The 22,877-nt window shown below is 35.0% G+C and carries 20 protein-coding genes; 5 read left to right on the top strand and 15 right to left on the bottom strand.

Annotated elements, in window-relative coordinates:
- Positions 1 to 367 precede the first annotated feature (367 nt).
- The 3 genes from C4S35_RS02420 (at position 368) to C4S35_RS02410 (ending at position 5,701) form a co-directional block, all read left to right on the top strand.
- The gene (locus C4S35_RS02420; RefSeq protein WP_103998628.1) at positions 368 to 2,485 is read left to right on the top strand and encodes a glycoside hydrolase family 97 protein; all 2,118 of its coding nucleotides are present in this window, start codon (positions 368 to 370) and stop codon (positions 2,483 to 2,485) included.
- 839 nt (positions 2,486 to 3,324) lie between these two features.
- Positions 3,325 to 3,558, top strand: a complete 234-nt coding sequence (locus tag C4S35_RS02415) for a cupin domain-containing protein (protein WP_425269131.1) — start codon at positions 3,325 to 3,327, stop codon at positions 3,556 to 3,558.
- Positions 3,559 to 3,733: 175 nt separating this feature from the next.
- Complete coding sequence (locus C4S35_RS02410) at positions 3,734 to 5,701, top strand: transglycosylase domain-containing protein (RefSeq protein ID WP_103998627.1); 1,968 nt, start codon at positions 3,734 to 3,736, stop codon at positions 5,699 to 5,701.
- A 147-nt stretch (positions 5,702 to 5,848) separates the two neighbouring features.
- Here C4S35_RS02410 and C4S35_RS02405 read toward each other — a convergent pair whose 3' ends face one another.
- From C4S35_RS02405 to C4S35_RS02395, 3 genes are all read right to left on the bottom strand, one after another.
- On the bottom strand, positions 5,849 to 6,886 hold the full coding sequence (locus C4S35_RS02405) for an aldo/keto reductase (RefSeq protein WP_103998626.1): 1,038 nt from the start codon (positions 6,884 to 6,886) through the stop codon (positions 5,849 to 5,851).
- Between the two features lie 361 nt (positions 6,887 to 7,247).
- Positions 7,248 to 8,189, bottom strand: coding sequence for an OmpA/MotB family protein (locus tag C4S35_RS02400; protein WP_103998625.1), 942 nt, complete (start codon positions 8,187 to 8,189; stop codon positions 7,248 to 7,250).
- A gap of 157 nt (positions 8,190 to 8,346) precedes the next feature.
- On the bottom strand, positions 8,347 to 9,108 hold the full coding sequence (locus tag C4S35_RS02395) for an exodeoxyribonuclease III (protein WP_103998624.1): 762 nt from the start codon (positions 9,106 to 9,108) through the stop codon (positions 8,347 to 8,349).
- Between the two features lie 115 nt (positions 9,109 to 9,223).
- On the opposite strand from C4S35_RS02395, the gene C4S35_RS02390 reads away from it, so the two are divergent.
- A complete protein-coding gene (locus C4S35_RS02390) occupies positions 9,224 to 11,026 on the top strand; it encodes a GNAT family N-acyltransferase (RefSeq protein ID WP_103998623.1) in 1,803 nt (600 codons plus the stop codon).
- Between the two features lie 51 nt (positions 11,027 to 11,077).
- On the opposite strand, the gene C4S35_RS02385 is transcribed toward C4S35_RS02390, so the two are convergent.
- Genes C4S35_RS02385 through C4S35_RS02375 form a run of 3 tightly spaced genes read right to left on the bottom strand, consistent with a single transcriptional unit; the run spans position 11,078 to position 12,750 of the window.
- Entirely contained in the window at positions 11,078 to 11,353 is a 276-nt protein-coding gene (locus C4S35_RS02385) for a TM2 domain-containing protein (RefSeq protein ID WP_103998622.1), read from the bottom strand.
- Between the two features lie 47 nt (positions 11,354 to 11,400).
- Positions 11,401 to 11,766 carry a VOC family protein gene (locus C4S35_RS02380; RefSeq protein ID WP_103998621.1) on the bottom strand — a complete coding sequence of 122 codons (366 nt, stop codon included), beginning with the start codon at positions 11,764 to 11,766 and terminating at the stop codon, positions 11,401 to 11,403.
- 36 nt (positions 11,767 to 11,802) lie between these two features.
- A complete protein-coding gene (locus tag C4S35_RS02375; RefSeq protein WP_167386501.1) occupies positions 11,803 to 12,750 on the bottom strand; it encodes a 2-hydroxyacid dehydrogenase in 948 nt (315 codons plus the stop codon).
- A 123-nt stretch (positions 12,751 to 12,873) separates the two neighbouring features.
- Here C4S35_RS02375 and nhaA point away from each other — a divergent pair, with 123 nt between their 5' ends.
- On the top strand, positions 12,874 to 14,046 hold the full coding sequence (nhaA, locus tag C4S35_RS02370; RefSeq protein ID WP_103998619.1) for a Na+/H+ antiporter NhaA: 1,173 nt from the start codon (positions 12,874 to 12,876) through the stop codon (positions 14,044 to 14,046).
- A 190-nt stretch (positions 14,047 to 14,236) separates the two neighbouring features.
- Here the strand turns inward: nhaA and C4S35_RS02365 are convergent, their stop codons facing one another.
- The 9 genes from C4S35_RS02365 to C4S35_RS15695 form a co-directional block, all read right to left on the bottom strand.
- Positions 14,237 to 14,617: a Dabb family protein gene (locus C4S35_RS02365; protein WP_103998618.1), complete on the bottom strand. Its 381-nt coding sequence runs from the start codon at positions 14,615 to 14,617 to the stop codon at positions 14,237 to 14,239.
- Positions 14,618 to 15,214: 597 nt separating this feature from the next.
- Positions 15,215 to 15,991: a pyrroline-5-carboxylate reductase gene (gene proC / locus C4S35_RS02360; RefSeq protein WP_103998617.1), complete on the bottom strand. Its 777-nt coding sequence runs from the start codon at positions 15,989 to 15,991 to the stop codon at positions 15,215 to 15,217.
- A 50-nt stretch (positions 15,992 to 16,041) separates the two neighbouring features.
- Positions 16,042 to 17,451 carry a magnesium transporter gene (gene mgtE, locus C4S35_RS02355; RefSeq protein WP_103998616.1) on the bottom strand — a complete coding sequence of 470 codons (1,410 nt, stop codon included), beginning with the start codon at positions 17,449 to 17,451 and terminating at the stop codon, positions 16,042 to 16,044.
- A complete protein-coding gene (rsmA, locus tag C4S35_RS02350) occupies positions 17,441 to 18,220 on the bottom strand; it encodes a 16S rRNA (adenine(1518)-N(6)/adenine(1519)-N(6))-dimethyltransferase RsmA (RefSeq protein WP_103998615.1) in 780 nt (259 codons plus the stop codon). Before rsmA ends, mgtE begins: the two co-directional genes overlap by 11 nt.
- A gap of 87 nt (positions 18,221 to 18,307) precedes the next feature.
- Positions 18,308 to 18,619, bottom strand: coding sequence for a DUF4286 family protein (locus C4S35_RS02345; protein WP_103998614.1), 312 nt, complete (start codon positions 18,617 to 18,619; stop codon positions 18,308 to 18,310).
- Positions 18,620 to 18,663: 44 nt separating this feature from the next.
- Entirely contained in the window at positions 18,664 to 20,442 is a 1,779-nt protein-coding gene (locus tag C4S35_RS02340; RefSeq protein WP_103998613.1) for a tetratricopeptide repeat protein, read from the bottom strand.
- 123 nt (positions 20,443 to 20,565) lie between these two features.
- A complete protein-coding gene (gene serS / locus C4S35_RS02335; RefSeq protein ID WP_103998612.1) occupies positions 20,566 to 21,837 on the bottom strand; it encodes a serine--tRNA ligase in 1,272 nt (423 codons plus the stop codon).
- A 234-nt stretch (positions 21,838 to 22,071) separates the two neighbouring features.
- Positions 22,072 to 22,611: a DMP19 family protein gene (locus tag C4S35_RS02330; RefSeq protein WP_103998611.1), complete on the bottom strand. Its 540-nt coding sequence runs from the start codon at positions 22,609 to 22,611 to the stop codon at positions 22,072 to 22,074.
- Positions 22,612 to 22,680: 69 nt separating this feature from the next.
- Entirely contained in the window at positions 22,681 to 22,851 is a 171-nt protein-coding gene (locus C4S35_RS15695; protein ID WP_167386500.1) for a hypothetical protein, read from the bottom strand.
- Between the last annotated feature and the right edge of the window lie 26 nt (positions 22,852 to 22,877).

Genomic DNA, 22,877 nt, shown 5'->3' with positions numbered 1-22,877 from the left:
AAAATACGGGTAATTCGCGCTTAAAAAAATTTAAAAAATTTGGAGAATTTGCGGTTATTTTTAAAATTATTGTTTTTGACTTGCTCACATTAAATACTAGTTCTGTTTTAATAAATTACATCATTTGAAAACAGCCTTCAGCAATGATTTTGACTTATTATTAAATAAATTGAACAAAACAGTACATCATTTCAAATTTTATTCCACTGGAAAGAGTGTGAAATAAACAATAAAGAGGTTACTTTTGCTTTCACACTATTAGAATTTGAATTAAAACCGTTGCGTTTTTAAATAAATCGATTTCTTAAAAAAAATATCCGAATGCTAATTCCAAATTTGGATTAATTATTAATTTATATTTTAAAAAATGAAGCAATTTCTTTTCACAGCCTTACTTTGGCTCGCTTTTTTTAATACTGCAAATTCACAGCAGTTAAAATCACCGAATGAAAAATTTGTAATGACCTTTTCATTACAGAACGACGGAACGCCCAGTTACAGTTTAAATTACAAAGGCAAAGCAGTTGTAAAACCAAGTAAATTGGGTCTTGAGCTAAAAAATGATGAAAAATCATTGTTAAATGATTTTGCTGTTATCGATACTAAAACATCCACTTTTGATGAAAACTGGAAACCAGTTTGGGGAGAAGTAGAATCAATTCGCAATCATTATAACGAATTAGCGGTAACCTTAAATCAAAATGGAACGGACAGACAAATCATCATTCGTTTTCGTTTGTTTGACGATGGTCTTGGATTCCGATATGAGTTTCCTTCGCAAAAAAACCTTACTTATTTTGTAATTAAAGAAGAAAGAACCCAATTTGCAATGACAGGAGATCACACCGCATTTTGGATTCCTGGTGATTATGACACCCAAGAATATGATTACACTACCTCAAAATTAACTGAAATTAGAGGATTGAGTGAAAAAGCAAAAACGGCTAATGTATCACAAACTTCTTTTTCTACAACAGGAGTTCAAACCTCGCTAATGCTAAAAACAGCAGACGGATTGTATATCAATTTGCATGAAGCGGCTTTGATTAATTATTCTTGTATGCATTTGAATCTGGATGATAAAAACATGGTGTTCGAATCCTGGTTGACACCAGACGCAAAAGGCGACAAAGGATATATCCAAGCTCCGAGCCACTCGCCTTGGCGTACCATTATCGTAAGTGCTGATGCAAGAGAAATTCTGGCTTCAAAAATGACATTAAACTTGAATGACCCTAGCAAAATTGAAGATACTTCATGGATAAAACCTGTGAAATATGTAGGTGTTTGGTGGGAAATGATTACCGGAAAAAGCTCATGGGCTTACACGGATGAATTTCCTTCGGTACAACTTGGCGTTACTGATTTTGCAAAAGCAAAACCAAATGGCAAACATGGTGCAAATAATACTAATGTGAAAAAATATATTGATTTTGCAGCAAAAAACGGTTTTGATGCAGTATTGGTCGAAGGTTGGAACGAAGGCTGGGAAGACTGGTTTGGACATTCAAAAGATTATGTTTTTGATTTTTTAACTCCTTACCCGGATTTTGATGTTAAAGGCTTACATGAATATGCCAAATCAAAAGGGATTAAAATGATTATGCACCATGAAACCTCAGGTTCTGTTCGTAATTACGAACGTCACTTGGATAAAGCGTACCAATTCATGAAAGACAATGGATACGATGCCGTAAAAAGTGGATATGTTGGTTCTATCATTGAAAACGGCGGAAATCACTATAACCAATTTATGAATAACCACTATCAATATGCCATCGAAAAAGCTGCGGACTATAAAATTATGGTTAATGCGCACGAAGCTGTTCGTCCAACGGGAATTTGTAGAACGTATCCAAATTTAATTGGAAACGAAGCGGCAAGAGGAACGGAATATCAGTCATTTGGTGGATCTAAACCAAACCACGTAACGGTATTGCCTTTTACACGTTTAGTAGGAGGACCGATGGATTACACTCCGGGTATTTTTGAAATGGATTTAAGCAAAATGAATCCTGATAATCACTCTCATGTGAATAGTACATTGGCAAATCAACTGGCTTTGTACGTAACAATGTACAGTCCGTTGCAAATGGCAGCCGATTTACCGGAAAATTATGACCGATTTGCTGATGCGTTTCAGTTTATCAAAGATGTAGCGGTAGATTGGACAGACAGTAAATACCTAGAAGCGGAACCAGGCCAATATGTTACCGTTGCACGTAAAGCAAAAGTGACCAGCAATTGGTTCATCGGTAATGTAAACGGAGAAACTCCCCGTACTTCCGCTATCAAATTTGATTTCTTGGAAAAAGGAAAAACGTATGTAGCCACCATTTACGCGGATGCCAAGGACGCACATTATAAAACAAATCCTCAGGCCTATACAATTCGTAAAATGAATGTGACCAATAAATCAAAATTGGAACAGTTAAGTGCTCCAGGCGGAGGATATGCTATTAGTATAGTTGAAACCAAAAAATAATTAATTACAAAAGGCTGTCCTAATTAGGGCAGCCTTTTGATTACTACAATTTATTTATACACTATTTGGAAGTAACTGTTTTGACAACAGTCTTACCATTAGTAGTAATCAGAAACGTCTAATTGTGATTTGGTATGTTACTTATACCAAATATCTTACCCACATTCACTTCACCAGATAAAATTTCATAATATAGCTCTGTGTCTTTTTAATTATAAATTTTAACAGTACCAGGTGCTTTACTTGTGTTTAACTTATTAAATGTTATTGTTCCATTTTTGTTTACCAAAACTGAGTTATACACCTCTGAAATTGCAACAACAGATAGTTTGTCAACATTATAAGTAATCTCAATTTTATTTCTTTATATTTTAAAATCACTTTCAGCTTCTAAAAAATAAACTCCTTCTGGAAAAGCAGTTAAGTCGTACGTTCTGTTACTATCGTCATCAGAAGTAACCTTTCTTAGATAAATTAAATTATCACTCGTATCATAAATCGACAAATCGATTTTCTTGATTTCTCTTTAAGTAAAACATATAATCTTTTCTTCTTCTTTTTCTAATCTAACGAAAATTAGCGTTTCCTGCATGTTCTTTTACGGCATGTAATGCTACTGCGGCTAACACTAAACTAAATTTTAAAATCTTTTTCATAAAAGTAAATTTTTAGATTGATTATTTATCTGTTGCTAAATTACCTTAAGAGATTAATTATGAAGTACTAAAGAATTTTATAATTTATTTTCTATTTTACCTTTTATGAAATCGATTAAAGTTAAAAAAGATAATTCTTTACTTATTTTAGGTAATTTTGTACTAGTTTTAGATTCCTGATCGATGAAAATAGTTGAAAATGCTATCAGCAAAGCTTACCTATGGCATTATCATCCTGAAATCGAGCTCGTCTTTGTAAACGGCGGTTCTGGAAAACGCCAAATTGGAAGCCACATATCCTATTTTACGGATGGTGATCTGATATTTATTGGAAGTCATATGCCTAATTGCGGGTTTACCAATGAAGAAAAAAGAAACAAAAACGAAACGGTTATCCAAATTAAACAGGATTTGTAGGAAATGAATTTTTTTAATATTCCTGAAATGAAAACATTTAAAATCTCTTTAGTCAAGCCAAAGCAAGACACAAAAAAGCCCTAAAATAATAAGAGAAAACAATACCTATACTGGTTTTTTCCTTTACTTTACAGATAAAACCACAAAGTGATTTCTATCAAATAACAAACTGCTTATGAGAACCGGAAAACAAAAATTAATTATAGTAATAAAAGTACTTGCTGTATTATTTGTAGCTCTAATTATTGCTTTTTATATCTTCCGCGATGCAGTTTTACAGCAAACCATTACTAAGGTTTCTAATACAATGGAAATCGATTACAACAGTACTTTTTCAGTAAAAAAAGCTTCTTTTGACGGATTCACTGGAGTAAACCTCAGTGATGTGGTTTTAGCACCAAAAAATACAGACACTCTTTTTAAAATACAAAAATTAAAAACAAGTGTCAATATATGGAAACTACTAATAGGTGATGTACAACTTGGAACTTTAGAAATAAAGAATGGTTTTGTGCAGCTTATTAAGAAAGGAAAGGTAAGAAATTTTGATGCTTTTATAAAAAAAGACAAGCAAACAGAAGTAGGCAACGAAAAAAGAGATTACGCCCAATTTGCCTATAGAATTATCTCAAAAGCGCTGAATTTAGTTCCTACCGATATGGTTTTAGACAATCTTTCTTTTCGGTTAGATGACAACGGAAAAAAAGCAACTATAAATTTCCAAAAAATGCGATTGGTCAACAAGCAACTGGAAACTTCAATAACAGTTCAAACCAATACTTTTACTCAGCGTTGGAAAATAAAAGGATTTGCCGATCCAAGAAATAAAAAAGCCGATATTCGTTTCTTTAATATAGATACCGGTGCTATCAAAGTTCCTTACTTTGATGAACGTTACAATCTAAAATCGAGTTTTGATTCCATTCGATTGAATATTCAGAATATGGATCAAGATGGAGATGAATTACATATCGACGGTTTCACCTCTATTAAAAATTTAAAAATAGATCATTCTAAAATTGCCAGTAAAGATGTAATTATTGAAAATGCGCGTTTTGACTTTCGATTCTTGTTGGGTTCTGATTTTATTTCGATAGACAGCACTTCAACAGTTCAGTTCAATAAGGTGAAATTTCATCCTTATGTTGCTTACGAAACCAAAAAAGATACCGTTTACAAACTCAAAGTGAAAATTTCAAAGATGAAAGCGCAGGATTTCATCTCCTCACTTCCTGATGGCTTATTTACAAATTTTCAAGGAATGGAAGCGGAAGGAAATTTTGATTATAATTTAAATTTCTCTTTCAACAAAAACAAACCTGATCAGCTGGTTTTTGATAGCAATATAAGGAAGGAAAATCTAAAAATTACAAAATATGGCAAAGCGAATCTCAACAAACTAAATGGAGAATTCATTTATCGAGCACTTATAAAAAATGTATTGCAACGTCCAATTTTGGTTGGTTCTGCCAATCCAAATTACTCGCCTTTAAACCAAATATCGCCCTACTTAAGAAAATGTGTTCTCACTACTGAAGATCCTTCTTTCTTTTCACACCATGGTTTTATCAATGAAGCTTTTAAGCAATCAATCATAAAAAACATTAAAACCAAAAAATTTTCCCGCGGCGCCAGCACCATTAGCATGCAATTAGTAAAAAATGTTTTTCTTACCCGAGAAAAAACAGTGTCACGTAAACTAGAAGAAATCTTGCTAGTTTACATTCTTGAAAATAACAAAATTGTAAGCAAGGAACGCATGCTGGAAGTATATTTTAACATCATCGAATGGGGCCCAAATGTATATGGAATTGGTGAAGCTAGTCGCTTTTACTTCCAGAAAAGTCCATCAGAATTAAATTTGAATGAATGCCTTTATCTCGCCAGAATTATCCCAAGTCCAAAGAAATTCATGTACCAGTTTAACGACCAGGGAATGCTAAAAGATTTTGCAACCAGACAAGAATCTTTTTTAACAAACATTATGTTCCGGAGAGGATTGTTAAGTCCTGACGACACCATTTATAAGTCACAACATATCATCATTTCTGGTCCAGCAAGGTCTTTTCTAAGAATAAAAACCCGAGATACCACGCAAATTAAAATCGATTCATTATCCGTTGATGAAGAATTTGATCTTTAAAACCAATTATTTTACCCCAAGATTCACGAAGAAATTACCAAATTCACGAATGTTTGAATTTACTTTTATATTGTAATTTAGACAAAGGAGGAATGCCATTGTGTGAGATTCCTCCTTTGTCTAAAGTACAAAAAATGGTTTTTTAATTTACGGTGCCGGATCAGGAATCACTGCCTGAACTTCGTCAATTGCTTTTAAAATTTCATCAGAAAGGGAGACTTTAATGGAGTTTATATTTTCTTTTAATTGTTCCATAGTTGTTGCTCCGATAATTGTGCTGGTTAAAAACGGCTGTTGTTCAATGAATGCCAAAGACAGTTCCGTTAAGGTCAATCCGTTTTTCTTGGCAATTTCCTGGTATAATCTAGTTGCTTCTGTGCATTGCTCACTATTGTATCTGGAATACTGCGGAAACAACTTGATTCTGGCATTTGGATGATTTTCGCCAGTTAAGAATTTACCGGACAAAACCCCAAAAGCCATCGGCGAATAGGCCAATAACCCTACATTTTCTCTCATGCAAATTTCGGTTGACCCATTTTCAAAAAGTCGATTTAATAAGGAATAGGGATTTTGAATTGTTTTTATTCTTGGCAAATTATTGTATTTGCTTTCCTCCAGAAAACGCATTATTCCCCAAGGGTTTTCATTAGAAAGTCCGATATGTTTGATTTTCCCTTCTTTGACGAAACCGTCCAACGTTTCCAACACATTGTGAATGTTATCTTCCCAAGCATCGTCTTGCACTTTGAAACCGCGTTGTCCAAAATAATTAGTTTTGCGTTCCGGCCAATGCAACTGGTACACATCAATATAATCCGTTTGTAAGCGTTGTAAACTTTGGTCTAATGCAAATTGAATACTAGCGGGCGAAAAATCATTTGTCTCGCGCATGTAAGTAAAATTAGGATTTGGTCCCGCAATTTTTGAGGCCAAAACTACGTCTTCTCTTCTACCCGATTTTTTGAACCAAGTTCCAAGGATTTTCTCTGTACTTCCGTAGGTTTCCTGACGCGCCGGAACAGAATACATCTCCGCGGTATCAAAGAAATTGACTCCTTTTTCCATCGCGTAATCCATTTGAGCGTGACCATCAGCTTCCGTATTTTGTTGTCCAAAAGTCATGGTACCAAGGCAAATTTTGCTGACTTTTATATCAGTATTGGGTAAAGTAGTGTATTTCATTTTTAAGGAAATTATATTTTAATTTTCGAAAACAAAGATAAAATTTGTTTGTTGTTTAAATTTGCTGTTAACACAAAATTGAGAAACGTTTATTTAAGAAAAAATGCGATATTTAAAAAAATAAAATCGCAAAATCGCAAATTAGAAACCGTTAATCGACAGGTAGAATTTACGAATTATCGGTAAATGAAAAAGGTTCTTTTTTCAAATCATCAAGAAATTAAGCTTCATTAAGAATCAACACTTAATTCTTAAGGACAAAACTTATAAATACTGGATATTCTGTAAATAATTCATTTTAACTAAAAAAGGTTCAAAGCATAAACTCTGAACCTTTGCAACTTTAAAACTTTTCTTTTTTTTAATTAATCTCATTCAACATCTTAGAAATTTCGTCTAATCTTGGTGTAAGGATAATTTCGATTCTACGATTTTTTGCTTTTCCTTCAGCGGTTGAATTACTTGCTAAAGGCGAAAATTCTCCTCTTCCGGCGGCCGTAAGATTTTGCTTGTTGATTTTTTTGTTTTCCCCTAAAATTGCTACAATTGCAGTAGCTCTTTTGGTAGATAAATCCCAGTTGTCCGCAATTGGACCTGAAGCCGTAAAAGCATCATCATCCGTATGACCTTCAATAAGCACTGAGATATCTGGATTGTCGCCCAAAACTTTACCTACTTCAATAACTGCTTTTTTTCCTTCAGAACCTACTGCCCAACTTCCGGAATTGAAAAGTAGTTTGTTCTCCATAGAAACATATACTTTTCCATTTTTTTGTTCTACTGTCAAGCCTTTTCCTTCAAAACTATTCAACGCTTTCGATAACGTTTCTTTTAGTTTTTTCATGCTCGCTTCTTTAGCAGCAATCAAATTTTCTAATTCCTGTAAACGCTGTGCACTTTTATTTAAACTTTCTTGCTCTACTGCTAACGCTTTCCCTTTCTCGTCTAATTGTTCCAGCAAATCACGATTTTTTTTCATGTTGCTTTGCATAGCGTCGCTGCTGTTTTTTTCTAAAGCAGCGTAAGAATCCTGCAACACTTTAAATTTATTTTGAGCTGCTGCATAATCCATTTTTAATTTATCCAGCTCCGATTTTGATTTACTTAAATCCATTTTTACAGCATCGCGATCTAATTCTAATTGGTTTTTATCCCTCAGCAATTCAGTATTATCATCAGCCAGACTTCTGTTTTCTTTTTTTAAATCGGTGAACTTACTTTCTAAATCATTGTATATTTTCTTAGATACGCAAGAACTTGAAAGTGCCAGTATTAGTAATCCGATGGAAACTCTTTTTATCATTTTTGTTGGTATTTATGTTGTTTCTGTTGTTGTTTTTGAAAGCAAAAATTCAAAATATATTCAAATGCCCTAGCCCCGATAAAAGTGAAAATCCTTTTCTCTTGTTTTTTAACGAGAGAAAAGATTGTAACGGATAGCGGGAAATAGCTCCTAAATGCTACTCTAATTCCACCAAAACAGGGCAATGATCTGAATGGACTGCATCAGGAAGAATAACGGCCCTTTTGAGTTTATGTTTTAGGGTGTCGCTCACTAAATTGTAATCGATGCGCCAGCCCTTGTTGTTTCCTCTAGCTCCAGCGCGGTAACTCCACCATGAATATTGGTGCGGCTCACTGTTGAAGTGGCGGAAACTATCCACAAATCCGGACTTCATGAATCCGTCGAGCCAGGCTCTTTCTTGCGGTAAAAACCCAGAAATGTTCTTATTTCTTATAGGATCATGGATGTCGATTGCTTCGTGACAAATGTTATAATCTCCGCAGATAATTAAATTTGGCGTTTCTTTTTTGAGTTCGTCAATGTAATTCTGAAAATCATCCATGAACGTGAATTTATGATCCAATCGATCAATATTTGTCCCCGATGGCAAGTATAAACTCATCACAGAAAAGTCATCAAAATCAGCCCGAAGGTTTCTTCCTTCAAAATCCATGTGGTGAATTCCGGTTCCGTGAACTACATTATTAGGCTTTATTTTTGAGAGAATGGCCACGCCACTATACCCTTTTTTAGTTGCTGAATAATAATATTGATAGGGATAACCCGCTTTTGTAATAGCATCGACCGGAATTTGCTCTTCGGTTGCTTTAATTTCCTGAAGACAAATAATATCTGGATTTGCGTGTTGCAACCAATCAATAAATCCTTTTGAAATGGCAGCTCTAATTCCGTTGACGTTGTATGAAATAATTCTCATTGATTTATTTTTAGTGTTTCAAATGTAACAAAAAAGGATAAGTTTGACTCAGAAAAAGAGAGAAAATGGAGTTTTTTGCTATCTTTGTTTCTTGCTCAAAAAAAATTAAAGATACATGGGTTTAGTAACTGCCAAAGAAGTCGCAAAAGCGATAAATGCAGATAAGTACGGGGTTTTAGGTACTTTTTCAGGCTGGATGCTTATGAAGGTGTTAAAAATTTCTACCTTAAACAAAGTATACGACAGAAATAAACATTTAACTGATGTTGATTTCCTGAATGGAATATTAGATGATCTACAAATAAAATTTGAAATCCCGGAAGAGGATTTAAAACGTTTACCAAAAGAAGGCGCTTATATCACGATCTCCAATCACCCTTTGGGAGGAATTGACGGTGTTTTATTATTGAAATTAATGCTTGAAAGAGAACCTAATTTCAAAATTATTGCCAATTTTCTTTTGCATCGAATTGAACCACTTAAGAAATATATCATGCCGGTTAATCCTTTTGAAAATCATAAGGATGCTAAATCAAGCGTGGTGGGAATAAAAGAAACACTGCGTCATTTAAGCGATGGAAAGCCGCTGGGAATGTTTCCTGCCGGGGAAGTTTCTACTTACAAAGATGGTAAATTAATGGTAGATAAGCCTTGGGAAGAAGGCGCTATCAAAGTAATTAGAAAAGCGCAAGTTCCAGTTGTACCTATTTATTTTCATGCAAAAAATAGTCGCTTATTTTATTTACTTTCTAAAATAAGCAGCACCTTTAGAACGGCAAAACTGCCTTCGGAAGTGTTTAGCCAAAAACATCGTGTGATAAAAGTGCGCGTTGGTAAACCGATTTCTGTAAGTGAACAAAATGAACACACAACACTAGAGGAATATTCAGAATTTTTGAGGAAGAAAACCTACATGCTTGCTAATCCTTTTGAAAAAGAAAGTCCTTTTTTACCTACACCTACTTTAAAAATTCCTAAAAGTCCGAAGAAAATTGTTACTGCCGCTAGTCAGGACAAAATGATCAAGGAAGTAGATGCATTGCGAAGTACAGATTGCCGCCTTTTACAAAGCAAAAATTACGAAGTGTTTCTTGCTGGAGCAAAAAAAATACCCAATATTCTTCACGAAATTGGACGTCTTCGAGAAATTACCTTTAGAGAAGTGGGCGAGGGAACAAACGAATCCATTGATTTAGATAAGCACGACCAATATTACCGCCATCTTTTTTTATGGGATAGTGACGCCAATAAAATTGCGGGAGCTTATAGAATGGGATTGGGTTCTGAAATTTATCCAAAATACGGAATAAATGGTTTTTATCTGAATGATCTTTTTCGATTCGAACCCGAATTACATGACATGATGCACAAATCCATAGAAATGGGGCGCGCCTTTATCATCAAAGAATACCAGCAAAAACCAATGCCGCTTTTCTTGCTTTGGAAAGGAATTATGCATACCACTTTACGCTATCCGGAACATAAATTTTTATTGGGAGGCGTAAGTATCAGCAATCAATTTTCTGATTTCTCAAAATCATTGATGATTGAATTCATGAAATCGAATTATTACGATCCGTATATTGCGCAATACATTCACCCGAAGAAAGCGTACAAGGTCAAACTAAAAGATGGTGATAAGGATTTCATATTTGACGAAGCCGAATCAGATTTGAATAAGTTTGATAAAATTATCGATGAATTGGAACCTGGAAGTTTGCGTTTGCCGGTTTTGATTAAAAAATACATCAAACAGAATGCAAAAGTGGTTGCTTTTAATGTAGATCCGCTGTTTAACAATGCCGTTGACGGATTGATGTACATCCGAATTGCAGATATTCCGGAAAGTACGATGAAACCAGTAATGGAAGAATTTCAGGCCGAACTGGAAAGAAAACTGAGCGAAAAAGAAGATTGATCTGATTATAGATTATATAAAAATCCCGTTCTGAACGGGATTTTTTAGGTCTTAAAACCAGCCTTTTTTACCTGCCTGATAGGTTTGGTAAAACTCTTCGTCTGATTTTGTCAAATAAATTACCCCTTCAACAATTCCGATCAAAGCTCCTAAACCACATAAAAAACTAAGAAAAAATTGAATAATTCCTTCTTTAGTATATCCTAAAATAAATTTATGAATACCCAATCCTCCTATAAGAATAGCAAGAAGTCCTGCTGCAAGTTTTTTGTTGTCTTGTTGAACTGGCCGTGGATTATTCCATTCTTCATTCTTCGAATTTTCCATAATTAATTGTTATAAGGTTGTTTTTCAGCGTTTAAAAATATAAAAAATTATTGAAATACATTATTAATTGGTTTCCGTAGTTCTATCTTATTTCTTTCGCTATCCAGAATCCAACCAAACTTTCCATAACCATAAGTCTTCACATCACCCACAATTGTTACACCTTCATCAGATAATTTTTTAAATAATTTTTCTAAATCATCTACTCTGAAATTTTGTATGAATTGTTTTTCGCTTGGCGCAAAATAAGTAGTATCATCAGCAAAAGGGGACCATTGTGAGGAACAATCATTCCCACCTTTGTCTTTCCACCAAAAAGTACAGCTATAATCATCCGTTTTTAAACCCAAATGTTTTTCGTACCATGCTACCAGTTCTTTTGGATTTTTTGATTTAAAGAAAAAACCACCAATTCCAGTAACTCTTTTCTCCCGCTCAGCAACTTTGGTTTAACCAAAATATTTCGCTTTAATCTTATCTACAATTACTTGTGCTAATCGCTCGTGACTTTCGAATGTCCATCCGGCAATATGTGGGCTCAGAATCACATTCTTGGCTTGCAATAAATACTGGAAAGCTTCTGGCGTATTTTTATCTTGAAACAGCGTTTCGAAAGACAATTTCTCATATTCCAAAACATCTAAACCGGCTCCAAGTATTTTCCCGGATTCCATCGCCGAAACTAAATCGGCGGTAACAATATTTTTACCCCGTGAGGTATTTATAATCCAAAAGGATTTAGCAAACCCATTTATAAAATCAGCATCCACCATTTTATCAGTTTCAGGCGTCCATGGAATATGAAGACTGACAACATCCACTTTTTGCTGAAATTCTTCCAATGAAGCTTGCTTGGCATTACTGTCTCCTACATTTTCCTTAATGTCATAACATAAAACATCCGCATCAAAACCGCGGAGTTTTTTTGCAAATGATTTTCCCATATTCCCGTAACCAATAATTCCTACGGTTTTTCCATCGAGTTCATAGCCACGATTGCTTTCCCTGTTCCAATGTCCGGATCGTATCTCGCTGTCGGCTTGATTCAATTTATTAAAAAGAGACAAAATCATTCCTAATGCATGTTCCGCTACAGCGTTCCTGTTTCCTTCCGGTGCTGCGATAAGCGTAATATTTTTTGACAAAGCATATTCGCAATCAATACTTTCTAACCCTGCTCCTACGCGCGCGATAAATTGCAAATTAGTTGCTTTATCCAAGAATGTTTTATCAATTTTGAATCGACTACGAATTACAATTCCCTGGTAATCTTGAATTTTGGCTTCGATTTCTTCTTTGGTTGATGTAAAATCGCTATGATTAGTAAAACCAGCATTTTGCAATTGATTCCAAAGTAAAGAATGATTGCTATCGATATGAAGAATTTTGATGTCCATAATAAAAATATCTAACTTTTAATAGCCCAAATTAACAAAAAAATAGCTCCCAAATGTGTAAATTAGCATTCTTTCTGTTTTGGAGATACTTCTCCCGAATTCAGTAGTACTAAAATTCAAAAAATGAGATTAACAAAAACATTCAAGGCCTTTTTTGAAAGCGAAAAAGCCGGAGGGATATTGTTGCTTTTTGTAACCATACTCTCGCTTTGTATCGCTAACTCCCCATTTCAAAAGGAATATATTTCATTTTGGGAAATACGATTGGGCCACCACTCTATCACACATTGGATTAATGACGGACTAATGACCATCTTTTTCCTGTTGATAGGTTTAGAACTAGAACGCGAAATTTACAAAGGTGAATTGTCCAGCATAAAGAATGCTGCGTTGCCTATTTTTGGCGCTTTAGGTGGAATGCTAGTTCCTGCCGGGATTTTTTTAGCGCTAAATTTTGGAACCTTAACTCAAAACGGAGCCGGAATCCCTATGGCAACCGACATCGCTTTTGCCATTGGTATTTTATCACTGCTAGGCAATCGTGTTCCTACATCACTTAAGGTATTTCTAACTGCACTTGCGGTAATTGACGATTTGGGTGCCATAATTGTCATTGCCCTATTCTATACCTCAACAATTGCATTTGTGAATTTATTCATAGCCTTAGGTATACTTGGTGGCCTATTTATAATGAATCGAATGAAAGTTCATAGCTTATTCCCGTATTTAATTGGTGGTGTTGCCATGTGGTATTTCATGCTTAATTCAGGAGTGCATGCTACTATAACTGGTGTTTTATTGGCTTTTGTGATTCCGTTTGGAGATGGAGGCAAAAAAACATCATCGTATAAAATTCAGCATTTTTTACACAAACCCGTAGCCTTTCTTATTCTCCCTTTATTTGCTGTAGCCAATACGTGTATTGCGATAAATTCTAATTGGCATGAAGGACTGAATCATCCTAACACAATAGGAATTATTGCAGGACTTGTTATTGGAAAACCGCTTGGGATTTGGCTTTTCTCCTTTTTAGGCGTAAGTCTGGGAATTTGTGTTCTGCCCAAAGATTTACAATGGAAAACTATTATTGGCGCAGGAATGCTGGGCGGAATTGGTTTTACGATGTCCATATTTATAACATTGCTTGCATTTAAAAGTGAAGGTGAAGAAGTAATTACCTATTCTAAAATTGCTATTCTGATTGCTTCCTTTACAGCCGGAACAGCTGGATTTCTTTGGTTGAAATATACTTTGAAAACCTCAATCAAAAAAATGAAGGTTAAATTAATGGTTTAATTAATTTATCCAACAAAAAAGGATGTTTAGCTATAAAGCTTAACACCCTTTTTTATTGAAACTTGTAATTGTAATTGAGCTGTTTATAAGCTACATAAGCTTTACTTATTATGACCGTCCTTTACTCCTACCAAGCTACATCTAATAAATAAAATTTAGCAGTTTTGCAATTTCGACACGGACAGCCCTATTATTTATTGGCCCAATAATCAAACACCGTGACTTTATCAGGAGCAGGATTTAACAGCGCTACAAAAGCTTTGTGATCTGGATGAATAAGATACGCATCTCTATCACTTTCGCTGCTGAATGTCAGTATAAAGCAATGTGTCAAACCATTGTTCAAGTTTTCAGGGCTGTTATTGGTTCCCCATTCAAATGATTTAATGGTTGGGATTTTATGCTTCAAATTATTCAAAGCTGTTACCACTTTAGCGATATATAAGGCATCCGTTCCTTCTTTCCATCCAAACATCACTACGTGTCGAAGCACTTGTTTTTGTTTGCCTTGTTGAGCGTTTACGCTATAGGTTGAAAGTAAAATGAGGGTTATTAGCAATAGTTTTTTCATTGGTTTTTTTTTGAAATATACGAATTATTTGAGTTCGATTTATAGGAGAGGTTGACATTGGAGTAAATAATTACCTGCTTTATTTGCCCATTTTTGTGGGCGTAAAATCAGAGGCGTTTGCGCAGCATAAAAGATGAAGGATTTGCGAAGCAGGGCAGTTTGACGGAGTTGCTACAGGATGGCAAGCCTATACTTTCGACTTACTATATTTGAATATGCAGGGAAGCTTTGGTTACAAAGTTGCTCAAGCTGGAATATAACTTGCGGCTTTACTTTATAAAGTAGTTTATATTCTTCCCTTCGGTTGGCTTTGCGCTATAAATAAAGTTTATTCATTCTTTATCAAAACTAATGATTTGCTTGTATAAATCTAATCTCGCTAACAAATCTATCAAAAGAAAACCCCTAATTTATAGTTTCCCTTGCAGATGTAGAGAACTGAACACGATACCAATTGCAGTTCCATGAGCTATAGTAGCAAGCTACCTTGTAGCGCGAATGTCCAGACGGTTCGGGATGACGCCAATAAAAAAAAGGTCTCTCAACGGTTACGCTGAGAAGACCCTTTTTTTATTGGGGGCACCGCTCAAATGACGTTTATCCCTTGATTTGTTTCAAAGAAGTTTTGATTCCTCGTATCAATGACGAACTGAATCCGTGCATTTCCATTTCGTTCAATCCTGCAATAGTACAACCTTGTGGTGTGGTTACACGGTCAATTAATTGTTCTGGGTGTATTTGTTCTTCCATAATCATTTCGGCAGCGCCTTTTACGGTTTGTGCAGAAATAGCTAGTGCCGTTTGCCAGTCAAATCCTATTTCGATTCCGGCTTGCATCGATGCACGAATATAGCGCAAGGCAAAGGCTGTTCCGCTGGCCGCAAGAACCGTTGCTGCATCCATTAATTTTTCGTCAATTATTGGAGCTGTTCCTAAATTCTGGAAAAGAGATACCACATTTTGTGCCTTCTTTATGTCCTTTTCATGAAATGCAATACAAGTAGCCGAAGCGCCAAATTGTGATGCAATATTCGGCATAATTCGGATAGCGCTATTAGAAGCACCTATCTTATTTTGTAAATTTTCAATAGACAATCCACTCACCGCCGAAGCGATTATTTTATTAGAAATTACAGGTAGAATTTCTGCCAAAACAATATCAATCTGATAGGGTTTTATCGTCAGAATAATAATATCTGCGTCTTGAATTTCATATTTATTATCTGTAGAAACGTTTACGCCTAGTTGCTCAAGATAAAGAATGCTTGATGTATTTCTTCGGGTTATGGTGATTTGATTTCCATGCGAAAATTTTGACAATCCTTTTGCAATAGCAACGCCTAAGTTTCCTCCGCCAATTATGTGAATTTTCATTCTTGTTGTGGTTATTGTGTTAGTTAATACTTCATGGATTCACACCCTTTTTATAACAATTTGCCTTTTAATAATAAAGAAGCAATTGAAAAATAGATAACTAAACCAGTTACATCAACTAAAGTAGCGACAAATGGCGCTGATGATGTGGCAGGATCTAGTCTAAGTTTTTTTAATAGAAATGGAATCATTGAGCCTGAAAGGGTACCCCATAAAACGATAAAGACTAGCGAAAGTGAAACCGTCATTGCAATTGCAAACCAATGAATTCCATATTGATACAATCCAGTTTGTTGCCAAATCATAATTCTAATAAAGCCCACGATCCCTAATATAGAACCCAGTAAAAATCCTGATGCGATTTCTTTTTTCATTACAAACCACCAATCTTTTAAGTCTAATTCTTTCAATGCCATTGCACGAATAATTAAAGTCGCGGCTTGTGAACCAGAATTTCCTCCACTCGAAATGATTAGAGGAACAAATAGTGCCAAAACCACTGCTTTTTCTATTTCTCCTTCAAAAAAGCCCATTGCAGAAGCTGTGAACATTTCTCCTATAAATAAAACAACCAACCAAGTGGCGCGTTTTTTGACCATTTCGAAAAGTCTTGTTTGGACATAAGGCAATTCAAGGGCTTCCAAACCCCCAAATTTTTGAATGTCTTCAGTATCTCTTTTTTCGATCTCATCTTTTATGACGTCTATAATATCATCGATGGTTATTCGACCTACCAAACGACCCAATTCATCCACAACCGGAATAGCCTCTAAGTCGTACTTGTCCATAATTCGAGCAACCTCAACATCTGCCGTTTCGACATCTACATAATTTAGTTTGCGGATGTAAAATTCACTAATCGGCGTTTTAGTCGTGGGAGCGGTCAGCAGATCCTTTAATGACAAACGACCCTTAAGTTTGTTGTCATCATCCACCACATAAATAGAATGCACTTTGGAGATGTTTTCTGCCTGAATTCGCATTTCCTTCACGCATGTTAGCACATTCCAGTTCTCGTTAACTTTCACCAATTCTTTGTGCATGATTCCCCCGGCCGTGTCCTCATCATAACGCAGCAAATCAACAATACCTTTGGCATGTTCTACATCTTGAAGCTCAGATATTACTTCTGCTTTTCTGTCCTTGGAAAGCTCTCCAATAATATCAGCGGCATCATTACTATCGAGTTCGTCAAGCTCTTCGGCAATTTCTTTTGGTGAAAGTCTGCTTAATATATTTTCCCGCAAATCATCTTCCAGTTCCAGAAGAATTTCAGCGGTTTTTTCACTGTCTAATACTTTAAAAATATAGGTCGCTTCATTTATATCAATTTCGTCAAGAATTTCTGCAAAGTCAGCATGGTGCATATCATTTAACAGAATTTCCAACTGCTGGTTGTCCTTAGCTTGAATGAGCTGAGCTATTTGTTTGATTAGCTCTTTGCTGATTTTAAACTCCATCGGCTTCTATTTTTTGAGTAAGTTCTATGAACTGTTCTACATTAAGTTGTTCTGGTCGAAGGTCAAAAATAGGGTCTTCTCTCAGTTTGTCTGACAAATTTAAGGTTTTCAAACTATTACGCAAAGTCTTTCTGCGTTGTTGAAAAGCCGTTTTCACCACCGTGAAAAATAATTTTTCACCACAAGGCAAACTATAGTCTTCTTTTCTGCGCAAACGTAAAACCCCTGATTTAACTTTTGGCGGCGGAATAAATACATTTTCATCTACGGTAAATAAATATTCCGCATCATAAAACGCCTGTACCAAAACCGACAGAATTCCATATGCTTTAGTTCCCTTTTTTTCACAAATGCGTTGCGCCACCTCTTTTTGAAACATCCCTGCAAATTCTGGAATTTGGTGGCGATATTCTAATGTTCTAAAAACAATTTGTGTCGAAATATTATACGGAAAATTCCCAATGATAGCGAATTGTTTTCCTTCGAAAATTTCGTTGATATTGTATTTCAGGAAATCCTTAGAAATGATTTTATCCTTTAATTTTGGGTAATTTTCGTCTAAATATGTAACTGACTCTGTATCGATTTCTATAACGTATGTATTGATTGGTTTGTCCAATAAATATTTAGTCAAAACACCCATTCCTGGTCCTATTTCTAATATATCATCATATCCCTCTAAGTTCAAGGTATCGGCAATGTCTTTTGCGATACTTTCGTCTTTCAAGAAATGTTGTCCGAGGTGTTTTTTGGCTTTTACTTTTTCCATTTTGTTTTTTTCTTGCAAAGACGCAAAGGCGCAAAGCAATTATTTTGTTTTGTGTTACTTCTCGAGGCTCGCGAAAATAGATTCCTATTAATAATCCGCAATCAATTCTAATTCGGTTCTAAAAGCAAGCATTTTCTCACCAAATAACTTCGCTCCTTCTTCACGAAAAGCCGGTGCGTCCTCCAGATAATATTTCTCCAAAGTTTCTCTGCTGTCCGTTGTGTATTGCACCGAATAAGTTACTCCTCCCATTTCTTCTTCAATCAAAACCCGAACCATTCTTGCCGCTGAGAATTTCCCTGTCGCCAAAATTTCAGGAATGTGTTTGTGTTGCATCCAAATCATCCATTGATCGTGAACGCTTTCATGTATGTTTGTAGTTACGTTGTATATTATCATTTCTTACTTTTTAAATCGATTAAACAATAATCAATTAAACTTTTTTATAAATTAGTATCGCCTCGCAATTGCCTAAATGTCTTTCTGGCATCAACAAAATAAATACTGTCCTGATGATTGAAAATTATTTTCTCGTACAAGGGTTTTGCCTTTTCGGGCAACTTTAATTGTTTATTATAAATTTCTGCCGAAAAAAACAAAGCTTCATCTACATAAATTCCGTCACTATGATGGTCTGTAATATTTTGGTATTGGCTTAAAGCCAAAGTAAAATCACCCAGTTTTTCGTAAATTCTTCCTAAACGCAATAACGTCACGGCCTCTATTTCCTGACCTTTATAATTTTTTAATATCATCTGAAATTGAGCTTCCGCTTCCTGATTCCTGTTTTGATATAAAAGATAATCACCTTTTGCAAATTGTTTCAATGCTGTTTGTGTCGAATCAGCAACGGTATTGTCATTTATCAAAAGAAAATATTCCAAAGCATCATTTGCAATCAATTGTGTATTGGCCGATTTTAATTCCTTGAATTGTTTCAATGCCCAGACGAAATCAGTTTTAAAATAACTCGTTTTTGCTGATTTCAAACTGGCTTCATGCGCTATTACATCATTTTTTAAATCCAATTCAATTTGGGAATAATAAATCAACGCTTGATTGAATTTTTCTTCATAAAGCAAAATATCTGCTAATTCCATTTTGGCCTGAGCCACGTCAAAATCATCCAATTGCAACTCCAATGCTTTTTTAACTATTGCTTTCCCATCTTCTGGTTTTTTTAAATTAAAAGCAACGAAATGGGCTTGAATAAGCTGCAAAGATAAGGTAAAAGGACTTATTTCATATTGTTTCAATAAAGCCTGTAATTCTGTGTTGATGGCTGCAAAATCTTTTTCCTTTGCCTTCCCTATTTTCATTTTCATCAAATAGGAATTTGCTTGAATCAACAGCTCTAAATCTTTGGTGTTTTCCAAAACAAAACCAAGAATTTCCTTAGCCGCTTCCTGATTGTCTTCCTCAATGGCAAGCTGACCCAAATTCACAATATTAGAAAGTGATTCCGGATCGCGTTTATAAATCGCTTTTTCTTGGATAAATGCTTTTTCAAATTCTTTTTGCTGCACATAATACCAACTCAAATACCTATTCCAAAAAATATCTTGATTTTTTTGAGCCCTGATAATTAATGACTTGCGCAAGGTTTCATTAAAGTTGGCATCTCCCTCATCAACCATAAAACGAGCCAATTGATTTTGAATCATTATCGAGTTTTGAGGATTCGCGTAAGCTTCATTCAGGAAGGTCGAAATCATCATTTCGGCATTACCCAATTGCCCATAAAGCAGTGCTATTTGATAATTAAAATTAAAGTTGGGATCTAGTTCTGTAGCGCTTTGGTAGGATTTCAAAGCGTAATCCAACAATACTTTTTTCTCAAAAGAATTAGAAATACCATAAACTTCATTTGGATTTTTCTTGATTCGCTCTAATGCCTGATCGTAGAAATTTTTGGCTTCTACATCGTTTTTTTGCAACTGAAAATTATAGCCTAACTCAACGAGAAGATTTCCTTGTTTGTATTTATCCAGTCGCTCTTGTATTGTTTTTTCTGCAACATCAAATTGCTTTAATTGTTGGTAACAATCTATTGTTCTTAAAAAATATTGTGTGTTTTGGGGTACGTTTTCTAATAACTCCTCATAACTGATTTTGGCTTTTTCAAAATCGCCTTTATCATAATAATACTGCGCCAATTGTTCGTTTTGAGCAAAACAGACTAATGAAAAAAACATGATAATATTTAGAAGGAGTTTTTTCATTGTTAAATACAATTTGTTTTATCAAACATCAATTTTTTTAAACATATAAGTCATACACGACATTTTGCATCACCTTCATTTTAGAATTTTGCAAAAACTTATATGACCTGTATGTTAAAATTTTTAGTTTATAATATCAAATCCGCAATATGGACGTAATACTTCTGGAATTACAATTCCTTCCGGAGTTTGGTAGTTTTCTAAAATTCCGGCCAAAACTCTTGGCAAAGCCAATGCACTTCCGTTTAAGGTGTGTGCCAATTGGTTTTTTCCGTCTTTGTCTTTAAAACGCAACTTCAACCGATTAGATTGGAAAGTCTCAAAGTTAGAAACCGAACTAATTTCTAACCAACGATCTTGCGCCGTAGAAAACACTTCGAAATCATATGTTAAAGCAGCTGTGAATCCCATATCACCGCCACAAAGACGCAATATTCTATAGGGTAATTTTAGTTCTTGCAATATATTTTTAATGTGTTCGACCATACCGTCCAAAGCTTCGTATGATTTTTCTGGATGTTCTACACGCACGATTTCGACCTTGTCAAATTGATGCAAACGGTTCAATCCACGTACATGCGCGCCATAAGAACCTGCTTCTCTTCGGAAACATGGCGTGTAAGCGGTTGTTAAAACTGGCAATTCGTTTTCGTTAAGGATTACATCACGAAACAAATTCGTCACTGGAACTTCAGCTGTTGGAATTAAGTATAAATCATCGGTTTTATCATGGTACATTTGTCCCTCTTTGTCCGGCAATTGTCCCGTTCCGTAAGCCGATGCTTCATTTACCATGTGCGGAACCTGAACTTCGTTATACCCCGCAGCGGTATTTTTATCCAAGAAATAATTGATTAAAGCGCGTTGTAATTTTGCTCCTTTTCCTTTATAAACAGGGAATCCAGCTCCAGTTATTTTTACTCCAAGTTCAAAATCAATGATGTCGTATTTTTTTACCAATTCCCAATGAGGTTGCGCGCCTTCGTGCAAAACTGGAATTTCACCTTCTTCAAAAACGTTCAAGTTTTCCTCTGGCGTTTTTCCAACTGGAACGATATCTGCCGGAAGATTGGGTAATGTATACAATTTCTCTAAAAGTTCTGCAGCAAGAACATCAGCAGTTTCGGATAATTTCTTGCTTTTTTCTTTTAATAAAACTGTTTTTTCTTTTAAAATTGCGGCTTTCGATTTCTCTCCCGCTTTCATCAATTCGCCAATGTCTTTGGATAATTTATTAGATTCGGATAAAATGCCGTCTAGCTCCACTTGCGTAGCGCGACGATTTTCATCTAGTTGTACCACTTCTTCAACAACACTTGTAGCATCGATGTTTCTCTTTGCCAAAGCGGTGATTACTTTTTCTTGATTCTCTCTAATAAATGCGATTTGTAACATAGCTTGATTTTTTTAACGCTAACTTTTATAATAATGGAAGCAAATTTAAGGAAATGTTTAATAGAAATGAGTGAAAGTTTGTCCAAAAGTCGCAAGTCTTAATGTCTTAAAGTCAAATGCACCGATTAGTACCTGATTAGTATCGTAGATTATTTGCCATCAATAGAATAAAGTCGGCAACCAACTAAACGCAATAAGAATGAGACTTTAAGACTTTCGCCTTTTGACTTTAAATTACTCTCTTTTAATCTCGTGCCCCACAAATTCTTCTAAGGCGGCAAACATGTCATCTACAGAAAGGACCTCGAAATCGGGGTGGGTTTTTAAGAAAGTAGCATTCAGCGTAACTAGGTTTTCTTCTAATTCGAAAAAAGTGTCGTTATTGAGCAAATCTCGGATAGGATTTACGCCTTCCAGTTTCCCTTTCAGGAATTTATTGAGTTTGACACTGCTCATTAATTTTACTTTTTTGAATTGCTGTTGGAACAATTCCAAATGTTTTTCGGCGCCAATAAGTGCCAAACCTTCTTCTATCAATTCGTTTAGTTCTTTGTCCCAACCCGAATTGTATACAAATTGAGCAAAATTCCCTTCTGTATATTGTGACGTATAATAATCTAAATAATAACTCATCAAAGCATCTTCATGAATCAAATCATCGCTAACCCCTTCCTCTCGCATTAAGTTAATTACCGAAATATTGGAGTGAATCACATCTTGGAAATTTTCACTGTTCATTGCTGTTTCTGAAATAATTATTCTACCGAATTCCATTGGTTTTGTGTTTGAATATTTGCTGCAAATTTCGGGTAAATTATTACAGAAAAGAAATACAATAATAATTTATATGCTATCCGATTCGTCACCAGTCTTTTTCTGATTCATTTTTGTAACCAATGCTTTCAAACGTAATGCTTTTTCTTTTTTCTCCTCCTGAAATTTAGTCTTTTTCCGATTGAGCAATTTGGAATGTAAAGCCTTATTTTTGGTGTTTTTTTCGGGTCCTTTGGGCATGATTTATTCTCTCTTTAATTACGTTA

The organism is Flavobacterium urumqiense, from assembly GCF_900108015.1.
Lineage (GTDB): Bacteria > Bacteroidota > Bacteroidia > Flavobacteriales > Flavobacteriaceae > Flavobacterium > Flavobacterium urumqiense.
This window is presented reverse-complemented; position numbering and strand designations above follow the sequence as displayed.

What these genes read in the sequence shown, in the direction of transcription:
- C4S35_RS02345 (WP_103998614.1), bottom strand. Translation starts at nt 18,619, where the DNA reads ATGATAATATACAACGTAACTACAAACATACATGAAAGCGTTCACGAT.
- C4S35_RS02415 (WP_425269131.1), top strand. Translation starts at nt 3,325, where the DNA reads ATGAAAATAGTTGAAAATGCTATCAGCAAAGCTTACCTATGGCATTAT.
- C4S35_RS02390 (WP_103998623.1), top strand. Translation starts at nt 9,224, where the DNA reads ATGGGTTTAGTAACTGCCAAAGAAGTCGCAAAAGCGATAAATGCAGAT.
- C4S35_RS02400 (WP_103998625.1), bottom strand. Translation starts at nt 8,189, where the DNA reads ATGATAAAAAGAGTTTCCATCGGATTACTAATACTGGCACTTTCAAGT.
- rsmA (WP_103998615.1), bottom strand. Translation starts at nt 18,220, where the DNA reads ATGGAAAAAGTAAAAGCCAAAAAACACCTCGGACAACATTTCTTGAAA.
- C4S35_RS02340 (WP_103998613.1), bottom strand. Translation starts at nt 20,442, where the DNA reads ATGAAAAAACTCCTTCTAAATATTATCATGTTTTTTTCATTAGTCTGT.
- proC (WP_103998617.1), bottom strand. Translation starts at nt 15,991, where the DNA reads ATGAAAATTCACATAATTGGCGGAGGAAACTTAGGCGTTGCTATTGCA.
- C4S35_RS02365 (WP_103998618.1), bottom strand. Translation starts at nt 14,617, where the DNA reads ATGAAAAAACTATTGCTAATAACCCTCATTTTACTTTCAACCTATAGC.
- mgtE (WP_103998616.1), bottom strand. Translation starts at nt 17,451, where the DNA reads ATGGAGTTTAAAATCAGCAAAGAGCTAATCAAACAAATAGCTCAGCTC.
- C4S35_RS02375 (WP_167386501.1), bottom strand. Translation starts at nt 12,750, where the DNA reads ATGGACATCAAAATTCTTCATATCGATAGCAATCATTCTTTACTTTGG.
- nhaA (WP_103998619.1), top strand. Translation starts at nt 12,874, where the DNA reads ATGAGATTAACAAAAACATTCAAGGCCTTTTTTGAAAGCGAAAAAGCC.
- C4S35_RS02395 (WP_103998624.1), bottom strand. Translation starts at nt 9,108, where the DNA reads ATGAGAATTATTTCATACAACGTCAACGGAATTAGAGCTGCCATTTCA.
- C4S35_RS02330 (WP_103998611.1), bottom strand. Translation starts at nt 22,611, where the DNA reads ATGGAATTCGGTAGAATAATTATTTCAGAAACAGCAATGAACAGTGAA.
- C4S35_RS02420 (WP_103998628.1), top strand. Translation starts at nt 368, where the DNA reads ATGAAGCAATTTCTTTTCACAGCCTTACTTTGGCTCGCTTTTTTTAAT.
- C4S35_RS02385 (WP_103998622.1), bottom strand. Translation starts at nt 11,353, where the DNA reads ATGGAAAATTCGAAGAATGAAGAATGGAATAATCCACGGCCAGTTCAA.
- serS (WP_103998612.1), bottom strand. Translation starts at nt 21,837, where the DNA reads ATGTTACAAATCGCATTTATTAGAGAGAATCAAGAAAAAGTAATCACC.
- C4S35_RS02405 (WP_103998626.1), bottom strand. Translation starts at nt 6,886, where the DNA reads ATGAAATACACTACTTTACCCAATACTGATATAAAAGTCAGCAAAATT.
- C4S35_RS02410 (WP_103998627.1), top strand. Translation starts at nt 3,734, where the DNA reads ATGAGAACCGGAAAACAAAAATTAATTATAGTAATAAAAGTACTTGCT.
- C4S35_RS15695 (WP_167386500.1), bottom strand. Translation starts at nt 22,851, where the DNA reads ATGCCCAAAGGACCCGAAAAAAACACCAAAAATAAGGCTTTACATTCC.